The organism is Azohydromonas australica DSM 1124 (genome assembly GCF_000430725.1).
GTDB classification, from domain to species: Bacteria; Pseudomonadota; Gammaproteobacteria; order Burkholderiales; family Burkholderiaceae_C; genus Azohydromonas; species Azohydromonas australica.
The window spans coordinates 372,163-388,853 of sequence record NZ_KE387205.1 but is presented as its reverse complement, the minus strand read 5'-3'; the positions used below and the strand labels follow the sequence as shown (position 1 = coordinate 388,853).

The window sequence follows — 16,691 nt, the reverse complement described above, 5'->3', positions numbered from 1 at the left end:
CGGACCGGTCAGCCCGCGGGCAGCGTTTCGCGCCCGCCCGCCAGGTCCCGCAGGATGTCCATGAATTCCTGCACTGCCGGCGCCGGTATTTCGCCCTGGCGCGTGATCAGGCCGTAATCGGGCATGTGGCTTGGAGTTTCCAGGGGGATGCGTGCCAGCAGGCCTTTTTGCACGTATTTGTCCACCAGCGCCGCGGGCTGAAGCGACAGCATGGGCGTGGATTGGAGCAATTCCAGCGCAAACAGGAATGACGTGGTTTCCACGATGCCCGCGGTGGGCAGCAGGTTGGCGGCGTCGAAGATGGCGTCGGACACCTTTCTCAGCGCGGTGGGCTGCGGATAGAGAATCCAGGGCCAGCTGGACAGCTCCTGCAGCGATGACGGACGGAATTCGCGCAGCGGGTGCGCGGCGCCGGCCACCACGCACAGCGCCTCGCTGCTCAGGCGCTCGTACTGGAACGGCCCCTGCTGGGCGGGCTCGGTGAAGCGGCCGATCATCAGGTCGATCCGGCGCTCGGCCAGCCAGGCGATGAGCTGGTCGCTGCTCTGCTCGAAGAGCTTCAGCACCAGCAGCGGGCGGCGCCGGTGCGCCTCCCGCACCGCGGCCGTCAGCAGGTGCGCGGCGGAGCCGGAAATGGCGCCCACCGCCACGTGCCCGTGCCCGCCCTGCTTCAACGCGTTGAATTCATCGACGAATTTCTTCTGCCCGGCCAGCGTGGCCGCGGCATAACGCAGCACGAACAATCCCAGCTCGTTGGGACGCATTTCCCGCGGCAGCCGCTCGAACAGCCGGGCTTCGAATATCTCCTCGATGTCCAGCAATATCTTGGTGGCCGCGGGCTGGGTGATGTGCATCTGCTCCGCCGTGAGGCGCAGATTGCGCGTGCGGCCCAGGATTTCCAGAAACTGCAGATGCCTGAAACGCAACCGGCCGCAGGCCTGGGCCGTGGTTAAGGGTTTTCCCGACACGCTGATCCATCAATAACTTCCTGGAATGGATTTTAACGAAACGGTGATTGGACCCATTTTCAGGACTGGCCTAGCCTGTGCCCTTGCGGCAGGAAGCGCGAACCGGCCGGCGCCGGGGCGCAGACCCCCGTTCCAAGCACAAGCCTCAGGAGACAAGCATGAAATTCAAATCCCTCGCCCTGGCCGCGGCAGTCCTGGCGGCGCTGGCCGGTCCGGCCGCCGCACAGGTCAAGGAGCGCGTGTTCAAGGTCGGCATCGGCCTGAGCGACGATCATCCGCAGGCGCTGGCGGTCAAGCGCTTCAACGAGCTGCTGGCGCAGAAGAGCGGCGGCAAGCTCGGCGCCAAGCTCTTCGCCAGCGGCACGCTGGGCAACGACGTGACGATGACCGCGGCGCTGCGCGGCGGCACGCTGGAGATGACGGTGCCCGACAGCTCCACGCTGGTGACGCTGGTGAAGGACTTCGGCGTGCTCAACCTGCCGCTGACCTTCGCCAACGAGCACGAGGCCGACGCGGTGCTGGACAGCGCCTTCGGCCAGAAGCTGCTGGCCAAGCTGCCCGAGAAGGGGCTGGTGGGCCTGGGCTTCTGGGAGAACGGCTTCCGCCACGTGACCAACTCGCGCCGCCCCATCACCAAGGCCGAGGACCTGGCCGGGCTCAAGCTGCGCGTGATCCAGAACCCGCTGTTCATCGAGAGCTTCAACGCCCTGGGCGCCAACGCCACGCCCATGCCCTTCACCGAGCTGTATTCCGCCATGGAGCAGAAGGCGGTGGACGGTCAGGAGAACCCCACCGCCACCATCCTGGCCAGCAAGTTCTACGAGGTGCAGAAGCACCTGGTGCTCTCGCGCCACATCTACAGCGCCTGGGTGCTGCTGATGTCGAAGAAGACCTGGGACACCCTCTCGGCCGAGGAGCAGAAGCTCGTCACGGAGGCCGCGCGCGAGGCCACGCTCTACGAGCGCCAGACCATCCGCGCCTTCGGCGACAAGGCGCTGGGCGAGCTGAAGAAGTCGGGCATGCAGGTCACGGAATTGCCCGCGGCCGAGCAGGCCAAGCTGCGCGAGAAGCTGCAGCCGGTGGTGGCCAAGTTCAGCAAGGAATTCGGCGAGGACAGCACGCGCGAGCTGATGTCCGAGCTGGAGAAGGCGCGCAAGAAGTAAGCCCCCGGCGCGGGCACCGCGCCCGCGCCCCTACACGCACGGAAGCACCCCATGGACAAGAAACCCCAGCGCCCCTTCCGGTCGCGCGAGTGGTTCGCCGACCCGCACCGCTCGGACATGACCGCGCTCTACCTGGAGCGCTTCATGAACTACGGCATCACGCCGGACGAGCTGCGCTGCGGCAAGCCGATCATCGGCATCGCGCAGACGGGCAGCGACCTCTCGCCCTGTAACCGCATCCACCTGGAGCTGGCCAAGCGCGTGCGCGACGGCATCCGCGACGCCGGCGGCATCCCGATGGAATTTCCGGTGCACCCGATCTTCGAGAACTGCCGCCGCCCCACCGCCGCGCTGGACCGCAACCTGGCCTACCTGGGGCTGGTGGAGATCCTGTACGGCTACCCCATCGACGCTGTGGTGCTCACTACCGGCTGCGACAAGACCACGCCGGCCGGGATCATGGCCGCCAGCACGGTGGACATCCCGGCCATCGTGCTCTCCGGCGGTCCCATGCTCGACGGCTGGCACGAGGGCGAGCTGGTGGGTTCGGGCACCGTGATCTGGCGCAGCCGCCGCAAGCTGGCGGCCGGGGAGATCGACGAGGAGGAGTTCCTGCAGCGCGCCTGCGACAGCGCGCCCTCGGCGGGGCACTGCAACACCATGGGCACCGCCTCCACGATGAACGCGGTGGCCGAGGCGCTGGGACTGTCGCTGCCGGGCTGCGCCGCCATTCCGGCGCCCTACCGCCAGCGCGGCCAGATGGCCTACGACACCGGCCGGCGCATCGTGGAGATGGCCTACGAGGACCTGCGGCCCTCGCGCCTGCTCACGCGCGAGAGCTTCCTCAACGCGCTGTCGGTGGTCAGCTGCTGCGGCGGCTCCAGCAACGCGCAGGTGCACCTCATGGCGATGGCGCGCCACGCGGACGTGGAGCTGCGGCCGAGCGACTGGACCGAGCACGCCTACGACCTGCCGCTGCTGGTGAACATGCAGCCCGCCGGCAAGTACCTGGGCGAGCGCTTCTACCGCGCCGGCGGCGTGCCGGCGGTGATGTGGGAACTGCAGCAGGCCGGCAAGCTGCACGGCGACTGCCTGACCGTGACCGGGCGCAGCATCGCGCAGAACCTGGAGGGTCGCGAGGCCACGGACCGCGAGGTGATCCGCCCGTTCGCCGACCCGCTGCTGGAGGCGGCCGGCTTCCTGGTGCTCAGCGGCAACCTGTTCGACTTCGGGATCATGAAGACCTCGGTGATCTCGGAGCGCTTCCGCAGCCGCTACCTGAGCCGGCCGGGGCTGGAGGGCGTGTTCGAGGCGCGGGCGATCGTGTTCGAGGGCTCGGACGACTACCACGCGCGCATCAACGACCCGAGCCTGGACATCGACGAGGGCTGCATCCTGGTGATGCGCGGCGCCGGTCCGATCGGCTGGCCGGGCTCGGCGGAGGTGGTGAACATGCAGCCGCCGGACGCGCTGATCCGCCGCGGCATCGAGACGCTGCCCACGCTGGGCGACGGCCGCCAGAGCGGCACCGCCGACAGCCCCTCGATCCTGAACTGCTCGCCCGAGAGCGCCGTGGGCGGCGGGCTGGCGTGGCTGCGCACGGGCGACATGATCTGCATCGACCTCAACGCCGGCACCTGCAACGCGCAGGTGGCGCCGGAGGAGATCGAGCGCCGCAAGCGCGAGCTGCCGAAACCGCCGGTGCCCGAGAGCCATTCGCCGTGGGAGGAGCTGTACCGGCAGAAGACCGGCCAGCTCGCCGAGGGCGCGACGCTGGAGTTCGCGCTCAAGTACCGGCGCATCGCGCAGAAGACGCCGCGGCACAACCACTGAGGGCGGCCTCCAGGCGGTAGCCCCGGCTGGTCATCTTCAACCAGCTGCCTTGAGCCGGTAGCTGCCCTGCATCAGCCGGTAGCCGCGAGCCGACACACCACGCCTGCTGCTTCGTCATTCCCGCCTGCGCGGGGATGACGAGGTGGGGTGCGTGGCGCCTCAGCCTTCGGGACGCCGCGAACGCTACCAACCTCACGAATTGAAAGGATCCCGACATGACCACCACCACTCAATCTCTCCTCGCCCCCGACGCCCTCCTCCCCACGGACGCCCTCGCCGGCACGCTGGTCGGCCGCGCCTGGGTACCCGGGCCCGTGGCCGGCCCCGCCGTGGTGGCGCTGCGCGACGAAGGCGTGTTCGACCTGAGCGAGGCCTTTCCCACCGTGAGCACGCTGCTGGAGTCGCAGGACCCGGCGCAGGCCGTGCGCGAGACCGCCGGCCGGCGCCTGTGCGACGTGCAGGCGCTGCTGGCCAACAGCCTGCCCGGCGCCCGCGATGAGGCGCGGCCCTGGCTGCTGGCGCCCTGCGACCTGCAGGTCGTCAAGGCCGCGGGCGTGACCTTCGCCACCAGCCTGGTCGAACGCGTGATCGAGGAGCAGGCCCGCGGCGACGCCTCGCGCGCCCAGGCGCTGCGGGCACAGGTGCTGGAGCTGGTCGGCAGCAACCTGGCGGAGATCAAGCCCGGCTCGCCGCAGGCCATGGCGCTCAAGGCGCTGCTGCAGCAGCGCGGGCTGTGGTCGCAGTACCTGGAAGTGGGCATCGGCCCGGACGCGGAGGTGTTCACCAAGGCGCCGGTGCTGTCCTCGGTGGGCAGCGGCGAGGACATCGGCATCCGCGCCGACTCGTCCTGGAACAACCCGGAGCCCGAGGTGGTGCTGGCCGTCAACAGCCGCGGCGAGATCGTGGGCGCGACGCTGGGCAACGACGTCAACCTGCGCGACATCGAGGGCCGCAGCGCGCTGCTGCTGGGCAAGGCCAAGGACAACAACGCCTCCTGCGCCATCGGCCCCTTCATCCGGCTCTTCGACGCCAGCTTCACCCTCGACGACGTGCGCCGCGAGACGGTGCACCTGCGCGTCACGGGCGAGGACGGCTTCGAGCTGCGTGGCATCAACACCATGAGCAGCATCAGCCGCGACCCGACGGACCTGGTGGCGCAGACGCTGGCGGCGCACCAGTACCCGGACGGCTTCATGCTGTTCCTGGGCACCCTCTTCGCGCCCATCGAGGACCGCGACCAGCCCGGCGGCGGCTTCACCCACAAGCTCGGCGACCTGGTGAGCATCCGCAGCGAGCGGCTGGGCGCCCTGCTCAACCGCGTCACGCACAGCGAGACGGCGCCGCCCTGGCGCTTCGGGCTGCGGGCCTTCATCGGCAACCTGGCGGCGCGGGGACTGCTGCGCGAGGGGCTCTGAAACCAGTTCTTGATGTCGGCCTAAAGAATTCCGTCACACCCGCGAAGGCGGGTGTCCACGAGTTCCGGGCGGCATCCCGGTCAGCGTGAATGCCCGCCTGCGCGGGCATGACGGCATTGCTTCACTGGCAAGCGCTGACTGGAATGCAACCGCAGCGTGCCGGCTGAGATGGCACGTGCCGGCGCGGCTCAGCCGCGCCGGGCGGCCTCGATGGCGGCGACGTCGATCTTCTTCATCTGCATCATCGCGTCGAAGGCGCGCTTGGCCGCGGCGCGGTCGGGGTCGGCCATGGCGTCGGTGAGCACGCGCGGCGTGATCTGCCACGACACGCCCCACTGGTCCTTGCACCAGCCGCACTCGCTCTCCTGGCCGCCGTTGCCGACGATGGCGTTCCACAGGCGGTCGGTCTCGGCCTGGTCGTCGGTCGCCACCTGGAACGAGAAGGCCTCGTTGTGCCTGAGCGCCGGGCCGCCGTTCAGGCCGATGCAGGGAATGCCCATCACGGTGAACTCGACCACCAGGACATCGCCCTCCTTGCCGGCGGGAAAGTCACTGGGTGCGCGATGAACGGCGCCCACCGTGCTGTCCGGAAAGGTCCGGGCATAGAACTGCGCGGCCTCCAGGGCAGTGCCGTCGTACCAGAGGCAGATCGTGTTCTTGCTGGTCATGGGGCTCTCCGATGGATGAAAGGCACGGCAGCCCGCGCCTTTCCCTGACCTTTTACCTGCCGTCGCGGTCCGAGTCGCCCGGTATGGCGCGCTCAGCCGCATTGCTCACGCGGTGCCAGGCGTCGCGCGAGGCATGCTTGGCGCGTTCCCACTCAAGGCTGGAACTGCCGCGCTGGGTATTCCAGTCCCGGCTCAGATCGGACTCGATATCGTCGAACGAGCGGTTGGGGTAGCGCGTGTAGGCATCGACACCATAGCGGTAGGCGGGTCCGTAGTCGTCGTAAGTGCCGCCGCTCACATACGGGCGGCTCGAATAGTTCTCGCGCCAGTACTGGTCTTCGACAGCCGGGTCTGCGGCCTTCGCAATGCCTTTGCCAGCCAACGCACCGACCACTGCGCCCGCAACGGCACCCACTGCCGCACCGACCGGGCCCGTCATGCCGCCAACCGCGGCACCCGCGGCAGCGGCACCGGCGATGCCGCCCGCTGCGCCACCCACCACTGCCCCGGTTCCCGTGGCCACCGGGTGGGATGCGTTCTTGTCAGCCGGGTTCTGAATGCTCATGAGAATCTCCTGTTCCGTTTGATGTCCCGCTGTCTGCGTTCCCGGGCAAGACCCTCGCTGGGAAAACGGCGGGATGGAGCGACATGTGCAAGCTGCGTACCCGGTAAGCCGGGCGTTTGAACGCAAGCACGTGGTCACGGCAGGCTCCAGCCCGACGACTCTCTACTGCTGTGCAAAGATCGCCATGCACGACGTGCAAGGCCAGACTCCGGGTTGACAAGACATTGCGATAACGTTGCTTGCGCAACTGACGATAGTTTCAAAACAGGTCGTGAGCCTTCACTTCTGCCTCGCACCTGAAGCCGTATCGATTCAATGCGGCGTCACGAACTTCAGGCCGACGATGCCCGCGGAGATCAGCGTCAGGCACACCAGCCGCCCGATGGCGGCCGACTCGCCGAACAGCACGATGCCCAGCACGGCGGTGCCTACCGCCCCGATGCCGGTCCAGACCGCATAGGCCGTCCCGATCGGCAGCTGCTTCATCGCCAAGCCCAGCAGCACGACGCTCACCACCATCGAGCCGACCGTCCCCAGCGTCGGCCACAGGCGCGTGAAGCCCTCCGTGTACTTCAGGCCGATGGCCCAGCCCACCTCGAACAGTCCTGCCACCACGATCAACCACCAAGCCACGTCGCGTTCTCCATCGAAATCCAGGAACCGCGGCAGCTTATTTCTGGCGAGCTGATATAAGAAGTCAGGTGCTTTCAGCCCTGCTGACAGATGGCTTTCAACTTCGACAACCTGACGGTGTTCCTGGCGGCGATGGAGCACGGGTCCTTCTCCGCCGCCGCGCGGCAGCTGGGCCGGGTGCCTTCCGCCGTGAGCATGACCATCGGCCACCTGGAGGCGGAGCTGGGCTTGCAGTTGTTCGACCGCGGCGGGCGCGAGCCCAGGCCGACGCCGCATGCGCTGGCGCTCCTGCCGCAGGCGCGGCTGCTGATGGAGCAGCTGCGCAAGCTGGACAGGCACGCCCTGTCCCTGAGCCAGGGACTGGAGGCGCGGCTGACGCTGGTCGTGGTGCCCGAGCTGCTGGCCGCGGCGCCGTGGAGCGAGGCGCTCGCGACGCTGTCCACCGAGGTCCCGCTGCTGGAAGTCGAGGTGCTCGCGGCGCCGCAGGCCGATGCCCTGGGCATGGTGCAGGACGGGCGCGCGCAGCTCGCGCTGGTGTTCGAGCGCCTGGGCGTGGACGCGCGCGAGGAGTTCCAGGAGGTGGCGCAGGAAACGCTGATTGCGGTGGTCTCGCCGGCGCACCCGCTGCTGGCGCGGGAGGGCAGCCCGGCCGTTCGCGACGAGCAGCTGCTGTCGGAGCGCCAGATCATCGTGGCCGGGCGGCACTGCGGGGACGTGGACCAGCGCATCGCCATCTCGCGCCACCAGTGGCGCACCGACAACCCCGTCGCGGCGCTGCAGATGGTGATGGCGGGGCTGGGGTGGGCCTGGCTGCCGCAGGGCTTCGTGCGCGCTGCGCTGGCGGCGGGCCAGCTGGTCGAGATTCCGGCGCAGAACTTCACCAACGTCCTGAAGCTCTGGGTGGACGTGGTCTGGGCCAAGGACAAGCCGCCGGGGCCGGCGGCGCGCCGCTTCATCGAACTGGTGAGCGCGCGGCAGGGCCGCGCCCACTGAGCGGGCGCCCCGCGCGCAGCTCAGGTGCCCGCGCCAGCCGTCCGCGCGGGCAGCCGCCGCCGGACCAGCTCGGCGAAATACCGCGCGCCGATGGGCAGGATGCCGTCGTTGAAGTCGTAGGCGCCGTTGTGCAGCGGCACGCCGCCGGCGCTGCCCACGGCGCCGTTGCCGATGAAGACGAAGGCGCCGGGCACGACCTTCAGGAAGGCGCCGAAGTCCTCGGAAATCATCATCGGCCGCACGTCGCCATCGACCTGGTCCGCGCCCACCACGGCCGCCGCCGCGGCGGTGGCGAGCTCCACGCACTGGGGCCAGTTCACCGTGGGCGCGAACTCGTGCGTGTACTCCACCTCGCACTGCGCGCCGTGGGCGCTGCAGATGCCCTGGCACAGCTCGCGCATCCGGCGCTCCAGCAGGGCCTGCACCTGTGGCGAATAGCTGCGCGTGTCGCCCTTGATCGTGACGTTCGACGGCAGGGCGTTGCGGATGCCGTCGCTGAAGATCTCGGTGCAGGAGACGACGGCCGGTTCGCCCAGGTCCACCGAGCGCGCCACGATCGTCTGCAGCGCCAGGATGATCTCCGCCGCGACGACCAGCGGATCGACGGCCATGTGCGGCCGGGCGGCATGGCCGCCGCGGCCCTGGATGCGGATCACGAAGTTGTCCTCGCTGGCCATGATGCCGCCCACGCGTGTGGCGACGTGGCCCTCGGCCAGGCCGGGGATGTTGTGCGCCCCGTAGATCTCGTCCACCGGGAAGCGCTCGAACAGCCCGTCCGCAATCATGGCGCCCGCGCCGCGCCCGTGCTCCTCCGCAGGCTGGAAGATGAAGCGCACCGTGCCGTCGAAGTCCGGTCGCTGCGCCAGCAGCTGCGCCGCGCCCAGCACCATCGCCATGTGCCCGTCGTGGCCGCAACCGTGCATGCAGCCGGCATGGCGGGAGGCGTGGGGCCGGTCGGGCGCCGTCTCGGCCATCGCCAGGGCGTCCATGTCCGCGCGCAGCCCGATCACGCCCGGGCCGTCGCCCGCGCGCAGGCTGGCCACCAGGCCGGTGCCGCCGATGCCGCGGTGGACCTCCAGGCCCAGCAGCTGCAGCACGCTGGCGACGTAGTCCGCGGTACGGTGCTCGTTGAAGCCGGTCTCGGGAAACTGGTGGAAGTGATGGCGCCAGCGGACCATCCGCGCCTTGAGGTCGTCGTCAACGAGCATCGCGTGCTCCCGCTTGCCAGCCCGCTTGCCGCTGCAGCACCGCATCCGCCGTCTCGCCGACCAGCGCTTCGTAGACCGCCGGCGCCGTGGCGCCCTCGGTGTTGATGAGCAGGACCCGCGAGCGTTCGTCGAGTCCGAGCTGCGCCGACCCGGCCGCGTCACTGCGCAGGGCCTGAAGGCCGGCCAGGCCAGCGGCGCCGGACTCGCCGGCGACGATCGGGATGTCCTGGCCGCTGCCCGCGGCCAGCACCCGCATCGCCTGCACGGCCGCCTCGTCCTCGATGGTCATGAAGGCGTCGATGCCGGGCTGCAGGAAGCGCCAGGCCAGGGGCGAGGTCTCGCCGCAGGCCAAGCCGGCCATCACGGAATCGACCGAGCCGGTCGCTCTGGCGGCGCGGCCCTGGACGGCGCTCTGGAACAGGCAGTCGGCCTGCCGCGGCTCCACCACGACGAAGCGAGGCCGCTGTGCGCCGTGAAACTCCCAGAAGCAGCTCGCCACCCCGGCCGCCAGCCCGCCGACGCCGCCCTGCAGGAAGAGGTGCGTGAAGGCGCCGGGCTCGTTCGCGGCCGCGCCGGTCTGCTCCAGCACCTCCGCCGCGATGGTGGCGTAGCCCTGCATCACGTCGCGAGGGATGTCCTCGTAGCCCTCGTAGGAGGTGTCCGAGACCACCTGCCAGCCGTTGGCCGCCGCCAGGCGCGCCGCCTCCTCGACCGAGTCGTCGTAGTTGCCCGCGATGCGCACGATGCGCGCGCCGTGCACCGCGATGGCCTGCTCGCGCTCCGCGCTCACGTGGGCATGCAGCACGATCACGCAGCAGCAGCCGATGCTGCGCGCCGCGGCGGCCAGTCCGCGGCCGTGGTTGCCGTCCGTGGCGCTGACCACGGTGGTGTCCTGAAGCAGGCCGGCATGGTGGCCGTTGAGCAACGCGGCGGGGTCGAGATCCGGATGCCGGCGCAGGATCTGGCGAACCAGCGCGATCGGCGCCCCCAGGGCCTTGAAGCTGCCCAGCGGCGAGCGCACCGATTCGTCCTTGACGCTGAGCCGCGCCACGCCGAGCCTGGCGGCCAGATCGGGCAGGTCGTGCAGCGGCGTCGCGCCGCGCGCCAGCGCCGCCCACGAGGCGAGCCAGCGCCGGTTTTCCCGGGCGCGATCGAGGTTCATGAGCGACCGGAGCGCCGCGGGGTAAGGCCCGCGTTGGGCGCGCGGGTTGGCGATCAGCATGCAGCCTGCCGGGGGACGAAGTTGCGGCCGCGGGTCCTGCGGACGCTCGGTATTCGACAAGACGGGGGGCGCGGACATCACGGTCTCCAGGGAGTGTCGGCTGGAATAATATTTATCCGCATTGCTCGATTTTTCGAAAACCAAGGCGTTTCGTTGAATGTTTTCTCGCATTGAAGCGCCAATCCGGATCGTTCTTCACCATGGCCCTGAAGCTCGACAGCTATGACCGCGTGCTGCTCTCCGCGGTGCAGGAAGACGCGCGGGTGGCGCAAAGCGAACTGGGCGAGCGCGCCAGCCTGTCCACCGCCGCCGTGAACCGCCGGCTCAAGCTGCTGTCCAGCGAAGGCGTGATCGAGCGCTACACCGCCTGCATCAACCCGAAGGCCGTGGGCTATAACCTGACCATCGTCGTGGAGGTCAAGGTGGAGAGCGAGCGGGCCGACCTGCTCGACGAGATGCAGCGCAGCTTCCAGGCCTGCCCGCAGGTGCAGCAGTGCTACTACGTGACCGGCGACTGCGACTTCGTGCTGATCTTCCTCGTGCGCGACATGGAGCAGTACGTGGCGCTGACGCGCAAGCTGTTCTTCGAGAGCAACAACGTCAAGTCCTTCAAGACGCTGGTGGCGATGAACCGGGTCAAGACGGGCATGAGCGTGCCGGTGGATGCGCCGTGACCCGGGCCCGGCGGCAGCCGCGCTCAACCATCGAAGGCGGCCCGCGGCCGCTCCCCGTCCGGGCGCAGCCCTGCCGGGCCTGACAATTCAGCGGCATCCCCTGCCTGCATCCGATCGGGCCGCGGCGGCGTATTGCCATTCCATCAACGTTTCAGACTTCGCCGCCGCCATGAGCCGCTGCCCTGCCCCCTCCTCGTCCCGCTTCGCCTTCCACGCCGTCGCCGTGGCTGCCGCCTCGTGCGTGGCAGCCGCCACCGTCCACGCCCATGACGCGCCCGAGACGGCCGAGGGCGCGGTGCAGCGTGTGGACGTCACCGGGCGGCACTACGACAACGCCGTCGGTACCAGCGATGCGGCGTCACAGGGCGTCATCCGCGCCGAGCTGCTCAAGAGCCGGCCCGCGCTGCGCCCGGGCGAGGTGCTGGAGTTCGTGCCCGGGATGATCGTCACGCAGCACTCCGGCGACGGGAAGGCGAACCAGTACTTCCTGCGCGGCTTCAACCTGGACCACGGCACCGACTTCGCCACCAGCGTCAACGGGCTGCCGGTGAACATGCCCACGCACGCCCACGGCCAGGGCTACTCGGACCTGAACTTCCTCATTCCGGAGCTGGTGGACCGCGTCGAGTACCGCAAGGGGCCGTACTTCGCGCGCAATGGCAATTTTTCAGCCGCAGGCTCGGCCGACATCGCGTACCGCCGCACGCTGGACGTGCCTTTCGCCGCGCTCACGCTGGGCCAGCGCGGCTACCAGCGGCTGGTCACGGCCGGCTCCACCGAGGTGGCGCCGGAGCTGTCGCTGCTGGGCGCGCTGGAGCTGCAGCGCAACGACGGGCCGTGGACCGTGCCGGAGGGTCTGCACAAGCTCAACGGCGTGCTCACGCTCAGCGGCGGCAGCAAGGCGCAGGGCTTCAGCGCCAGCCTGATGCACTACGACGCGCACTGGACCTCGACCGACCAGGTGCCGCAGCCGCTCATCGACAGCGGCCGCCTCGGCCGCTTCGACTCGCTCAACCCCACCGACGGCGGCAGCACGCGGCGCAGCAGCGTCTCGGGCGAGTGGCACCGCCGCGGCGACGATGGCTCGGCCACGCAGGTGTCGGCCTACGCCATCGACTACCGGCTCAAGCTCTTCTCGGACTTCACCTACGACCTGCCAGAGGCCCTGGACGGGCGGCCCGATGCCGAGGGCGACCAGTTCGCGCAGCAGGACCGGCGGCAGGTCTACGGCTTCCAGGCGAGCCATGCCTTCGACCACGCGCTCGCGGGCCTGCCCGCGCGCACGGAATTCGGGCTGCAACTGCGCCACGACCGCATCCGCGTGGGCCTGTTCGACACGGTGGCGCGGCAGGCCGTGCGCACCACGCGCGAAGACCGCGTGCGCGAGACCCAGCTGGGCGTCTACGGCCAGACTTCGGTGGAGCTGGCGCCGTGGGCGCGCACCATCGTGGGCCTGCGTGCCGACCAGGCGCGCTTCGAGGTGGACAGCCTGTCCAACGCCGCCAACTCGGGCCGCGCCTCGGCCCACCTGTTCTCGCCCAAGTTCTCGCTGATCCTGGGGCCGTGGAACAGGACGGAGCTGTTCCTCAACGCCGGCCGTGGTTTCCACAGCAACGACGCGCGCGGCACCACCGCCTCGGTGGACCCGCGCAGCGGCCAGCCGGTGGACCGCGTGCCCGGCCTCGTGGCCGCGCGCGGGCAGGAGATCGGCGTGCGCACCGAGTGGCTGCCGGGGCTGCAAAGCTCGCTGGCGCTGTGGAAGCTGGACTTCGACTCGGAGCTGGTCTACGTGGGCGACGCCGGCGCCACCGAGGCGAACCGGCCCAGCCGCCGCCGTGGCGTGGAGTGGAACAACCGCTGGATCCCGGTGCCGTGGCTGCTGGTGGACGCCGACCTGGCCTGGACCCATGCGCGCTTCGGCGGCGACGACCCCGCCGGCGACCGCATCCCCAACGCCGTGGACCGGGTCGGCTCCGTGGCGCTCACGCTGCGCGAGCTCGGCCCCTGGTCCGCGAGCCTGCAGTGGCGCTACCTGGGCTCGGCCGCGCTGGTGGAGGACGACAGCCAGCGCTCGCGCTCCTCGCTCACGACCAACCTGCGCGTGGCGCGCCGGCTGGGCCGCAAGGCCGAGGTGACGCTGGACGTGTTCAACCTGTTCGACCGCCGCGTCAACGACATCGAATACTTCTACGAGTCACGGCCGTCGGGCCAGGCGGACGTGGCGCCGGCCCACCACGTGCACCCGGCCGAGCCGCGCACGCTGCGGGTGACGCTGAAAGTGGACTTCTGAACAAGTTGCCGGGATCACCTTCGGGCCGCCTGCGTGCCTGCCGTACCCTTGCCGCCCATGGTGACCCACAAGCAGTTGCGCTATTTCGTCGAGATCGTGGAGGCTGGCAGCTTCAGCTTGGCGGCGCAGCGGCTGTACGTCGCTCAGTCCGCGCTCAGCCGCCAGGTGCGCGAGATGGAGGACACGCTGCAAGTGGTGCTGCTGGAGCGTGATGCGCGCCATCTGGCGCTGACGGCGGCCGGGCGCTCGCTGTACGAGGACGCGCGCCGCCTCCTGGCCCTGCTGCAGGACGCCGTGGCTCGCGCCGGGCATGCGCAGCGCGGTACCGAGGGCACGCTGAAGCTGCTGCATTCCAGCTCCGTGCCCTTGGATCCGTGCGTGCTGGCGCTGCTGCAGCGCCATGTGCAGGACTGCCCAGGCGTGAGCATCGAGGTCTCGCAGGGCTCGTCCGAGCAGCAGGCGCTGGAGATCGACGAGGGGCGGGCGGACGTCGGGCTGGTGCGCGCGCCGCTGTTGCGGCGGCTCGCCCGGCTGCAGTACACGCCGCTGTACGCCGAGCGCCTGTGGGCGGCGCTGCCGGCGGCGCACGCGCTGGCGGGGCGCGAGAGCGTGGGCCTGGGGGAACTGCGCGAGGACCGTTTCGTGGCGGTGCCGCATCCGGAGCGCGGAGGCTTGAGCCACCGCGTGGCCGAGCTGTGCCGGGTGGAGGGTTTCCAGCCCCGGCCGGCGGCCGTGCGCTCGCGCAAGTGGTCGCAGCTGTCGCTGGTGCAAGCCGGCTTCGGCGTCGCGGTGGTGCCGGCTTCGATGGCGCAGCTGGCGCCGGCCGGGGTGCGCACCGTCCCGCTGCGGGGCGAGGGTTGCACGACACAGGTCATGGCGTTGTGGCGGCACGACGCGCCGGCACTGGTGCTGCGCTTTGCCCAGGCGCTGCAGGCGGCACTGGCGCCGGGCTGAGAAGGACACGACGCCGCAGCAGGGCGGCGGCCGGATCGGCGCGCGAGGCCGCCGCCGTGCATCTGATTTCGAGATGCTTGCACGCCGAATTCCATATTGGACCGAGCGCTGGCCGTTCCCTAGATTGGCGCCCGTCGTCATTCCTGTGTCCCGTGCGCCGTGAGCCTGTCCTTCCTTCCCCTTGCTTCCACCGAGCTGTGGCTCGCCATCACGGGCGTGGCCTTGGCCTACGTCGTCTTCGGCATCGCCGGCTTCGGCACGGCCCTGGTGGCCGGGCCGGTGCTGGCGCACGTGATGCCGGTGGCGCAGGTGGTGCCGCTGCTGGCGCTGCTGGACTGCGCCGCTGCCGGCCTGGCCGTGGCGCGGCAGCGCCACAGCGCCGACCGTGCCGAGCTGCGCCGCCTGGTGCCGCTCATGGCGCTGGGCAGCCTGGTGGGCGCGGCGCTGGTCCTGCTGGGGCGGCCGCAGGCGCTGCTGCTGGCCCTGGGGCTCTTTGCCGTCGCCTACGCGGCCTATGCGCTCAGCGGCCTGAAGCCGGCGGTGCGATTCACGCCGCGCGCGGCCTTGCCTTTTGGGCTGATCGGTGGCGTGTTCTCGGCGATGTTCGGCAGCGGCGGTTTCCTGTACGCCATCTACCTCGGCGGCCGGCTGGAAGACGCGCAGGCGCTGCGGGTGACGCAATCGACGCTCATCGGGTTGAGCACGCTCACGCGCGTGCTGCTGTTCATGCTGGCCGGCGTCTACGCCGATGCCTCGCTGCTGGCGCTGGCGGCGCTGCTGGTGCCGGCCATGCTGCTGGGCTCGACACTGGGCCGGCGCATGACGCAGCGCGTGTCGCGCGCGCAGTTCATGCGGCTGGTCCACGGCGTGGTGCTGTGCTCGGGCGCGGTGCTGCTGGCGCGCGCGGTGCTGGGCTGAACCGGCCCGGGCCCAGCGCCAGGGCGAGCTTGAAGAAGGTGGTGTCGAGGTCCTGGGGCGTCCCCTGCCGCCCGCCCGGGCGGACGCCCGTTTTACACGGCGCCGCGGCGCGGGCTCAGTAGACCTCGGGGACGATCATCTCGGCCGGCACGGGGGTGCGGAAGTAGTCCTCGTGGCGCTCGCGCCCGGGCAGCTCGATCGGTTCGCGCGGCACTTCCGCGTAGGGCACGAGGCTGAGCAGGTGGTGGATGCAGTTGAGCCGCGCGCGCTTCTTGTCCACCGCCGGCACCACCCACCACGGCGCCTCGGCGATGTGGGTGCGCTCCAGCATCTCCTCCTTGGCCTTGGTGTAGTCCTCCCAGCGCCGGCGCGACTCCAGGTCCATGGGCGAGAGCTTCCACTGCTTGAGCGGGTCGTGGATGCGTGCCAGGAAGCGCCGGTGCTGCTCGTCGTCGGTGATGCTGAACCAGTACTTCACGACCTGGATGCCCGAGCGCACCAGCATGCGCTCGAACTCCGGCACGGTGCGGAAGAACTCCTCGACCTCCTCCTCGCTGCAGAAGCCCATCACCCGCTCGACGCCGGCGCGGTTGTACCAGCTGCGGTCGAACAGCACGATCTCGCCGCAGGCCGGCAGGTGCGTGACGTAGCGCTGGAAGTACCACTGGGTGCGCTCGCGGTCGTTGGGCGCGGGCAGCGCCACGGTGCGCACCACGCGCGGGTTCAGGCGCTGCGCGATGCGCTTGATCACGCCGCCCTTGCCCGCGGCGTCGCGGCCCTCGAAGACGATGACCATCTTGTGGCGATGGGCCACCACCCAGTCCTGCAGCTTGATGAGCTCGCGCTGCAGCCGGAACAGCTCGCCGAAGTAGCGCCGGCGCGGCATCCCGTCGTCGCCATTGCCGCCGGCCGGCCCGGTGGCGGGCTCGCCGCGCCGGTCTTCCCATTCGAGCTCCAGCTCCTCGTCGTAGTCGTCGATCAGGTCCTGCATCAGCAGCTTCCACTGCTTGTCGTCTTGGGGAATTGCACTCATGGTCGTCAGGCGCGGGCGGCGGGTTCGTGGGAGGCGCGGGTTTCGCGGCAGGCCACCTTGGCGGGGCATGAGCCATGCCGGGGCCGGAGGGCCGGCGCGGTCGTGCCTGGCGTTGTAGGAGCGCGGCGTGACAAGGGCGTGTCAGCCAGCGCGG

At 70.2% G+C, this 16,691-nt stretch carries 15 protein-coding genes; 8 read left to right on the top strand and 7 right to left on the bottom strand.

Features of this window, described 5'->3' with window-relative positions:
• Positions 1 to 8 precede the first annotated feature (8 nt).
• Positions 9 to 968 (bottom strand): LysR family transcriptional regulator, encoded by a 960-nt coding sequence (locus tag H537_RS0125700; RefSeq protein WP_029000138.1) that lies wholly within the window; start codon positions 966 to 968, stop codon positions 9 to 11.
• Positions 969 to 1,126: 158 nt separating this feature from the next.
• Here H537_RS0125700 and H537_RS0125695 point away from each other — a divergent pair, with 158 nt between their 5' ends.
• The 3 genes from H537_RS0125695 (at position 1,127) to H537_RS0125685 (ending at position 5,379) form a co-directional block, all read left to right on the top strand.
• Entirely contained in the window at positions 1,127 to 2,131 is a 1,005-nt protein-coding gene (locus H537_RS0125695) for a TRAP transporter substrate-binding protein (protein ID WP_029000137.1), read from the top strand.
• Between the two features lie 51 nt (positions 2,132 to 2,182).
• Positions 2,183 to 3,964: an IlvD/Edd family dehydratase gene (locus tag H537_RS0125690; RefSeq protein ID WP_029000136.1), complete on the top strand. Its 1,782-nt coding sequence runs from the start codon at positions 2,183 to 2,185 to the stop codon at positions 3,962 to 3,964.
• Between the two features lie 215 nt (positions 3,965 to 4,179).
• The gene (locus tag H537_RS0125685) at positions 4,180 to 5,379 is read left to right on the top strand and encodes a fumarylacetoacetate hydrolase family protein (RefSeq protein ID WP_029000135.1); all 1,200 of its coding nucleotides are present in this window, start codon (positions 4,180 to 4,182) and stop codon (positions 5,377 to 5,379) included.
• Between the two features lie 188 nt (positions 5,380 to 5,567).
• Here H537_RS0125685 and H537_RS0125680 read toward each other — a convergent pair whose 3' ends face one another.
• The 3 genes from H537_RS0125680 to sugE form a co-directional block, all read right to left on the bottom strand.
• On the bottom strand, positions 5,568 to 6,047 hold the full coding sequence (locus tag H537_RS0125680; RefSeq protein ID WP_029000134.1) for a VOC family protein: 480 nt from the start codon (positions 6,045 to 6,047) through the stop codon (positions 5,568 to 5,570).
• A 52-nt stretch (positions 6,048 to 6,099) separates the two neighbouring features.
• Entirely contained in the window at positions 6,100 to 6,612 is a 513-nt protein-coding gene (locus H537_RS0125675; RefSeq protein ID WP_043459983.1) for a hypothetical protein, read from the bottom strand.
• A 312-nt stretch (positions 6,613 to 6,924) separates the two neighbouring features.
• A complete protein-coding gene (sugE, locus tag H537_RS0125670) occupies positions 6,925 to 7,245 on the bottom strand; it encodes a quaternary ammonium compound efflux SMR transporter SugE (RefSeq protein WP_029000132.1) in 321 nt (106 codons plus the stop codon).
• Between the two features lie 90 nt (positions 7,246 to 7,335).
• Between sugE and H537_RS0125665 the strand changes: the two genes are divergently transcribed.
• Positions 7,336 to 8,238 carry a LysR family transcriptional regulator gene (locus H537_RS0125665; protein ID WP_029000131.1) on the top strand — a complete coding sequence of 301 codons (903 nt, stop codon included), beginning with the start codon at positions 7,336 to 7,338 and terminating at the stop codon, positions 8,236 to 8,238.
• 20 nt (positions 8,239 to 8,258) lie between these two features.
• Here H537_RS0125665 and H537_RS0125660 read toward each other — a convergent pair whose 3' ends face one another.
• Together H537_RS0125660 and H537_RS0125655 are read right to left on the bottom strand one after the other, a co-directional pair.
• Positions 8,259 to 9,446, bottom strand: a complete 1,188-nt coding sequence (locus tag H537_RS0125660) for a M20 aminoacylase family protein (RefSeq protein ID WP_029000130.1) — start codon at positions 9,444 to 9,446, stop codon at positions 8,259 to 8,261.
• Positions 9,436 to 10,668, bottom strand: coding sequence for a diaminopropionate ammonia-lyase (locus H537_RS0125655; protein WP_029000129.1), 1,233 nt, complete (start codon positions 10,666 to 10,668; stop codon positions 9,436 to 9,438). The genes H537_RS0125660 and H537_RS0125655 overlap by 11 nt, the downstream gene beginning before the upstream one ends.
• Before the next feature lie 200 nt (positions 10,669 to 10,868).
• On the opposite strand from H537_RS0125655, the gene H537_RS0125650 reads away from it, so the two are divergent.
• The 4 genes from H537_RS0125650 (at position 10,869) to H537_RS0125635 (ending at position 15,504) form a co-directional block, all read left to right on the top strand.
• Positions 10,869 to 11,342, top strand: a complete 474-nt coding sequence (locus H537_RS0125650; protein ID WP_029000128.1) for an Lrp/AsnC family transcriptional regulator — start codon at positions 10,869 to 10,871, stop codon at positions 11,340 to 11,342.
• Between the two features lie 169 nt (positions 11,343 to 11,511).
• Complete coding sequence (locus tag H537_RS45535) at positions 11,512 to 13,632, top strand: TonB-dependent receptor (RefSeq protein WP_051243255.1); 2,121 nt, start codon at positions 11,512 to 11,514, stop codon at positions 13,630 to 13,632.
• 57 nt (positions 13,633 to 13,689) lie between these two features.
• On the top strand, positions 13,690 to 14,586 hold the full coding sequence (locus H537_RS0125640) for a LysR family transcriptional regulator (RefSeq protein WP_029000127.1): 897 nt from the start codon (positions 13,690 to 13,692) through the stop codon (positions 14,584 to 14,586).
• Between the two features lie 159 nt (positions 14,587 to 14,745).
• On the top strand, positions 14,746 to 15,504 hold the full coding sequence (locus tag H537_RS0125635) for a sulfite exporter TauE/SafE family protein (RefSeq protein WP_029000126.1): 759 nt from the start codon (positions 14,746 to 14,748) through the stop codon (positions 15,502 to 15,504).
• A 115-nt stretch (positions 15,505 to 15,619) separates the two neighbouring features.
• On the opposite strand, the gene ppk2 is transcribed toward H537_RS0125635, so the two are convergent.
• Entirely contained in the window at positions 15,620 to 16,537 is a 918-nt protein-coding gene (gene ppk2, locus H537_RS0125630) for a polyphosphate kinase 2 (protein ID WP_043459981.1), read from the bottom strand.
• Between the last annotated feature and the right edge of the window lie 154 nt (positions 16,538 to 16,691).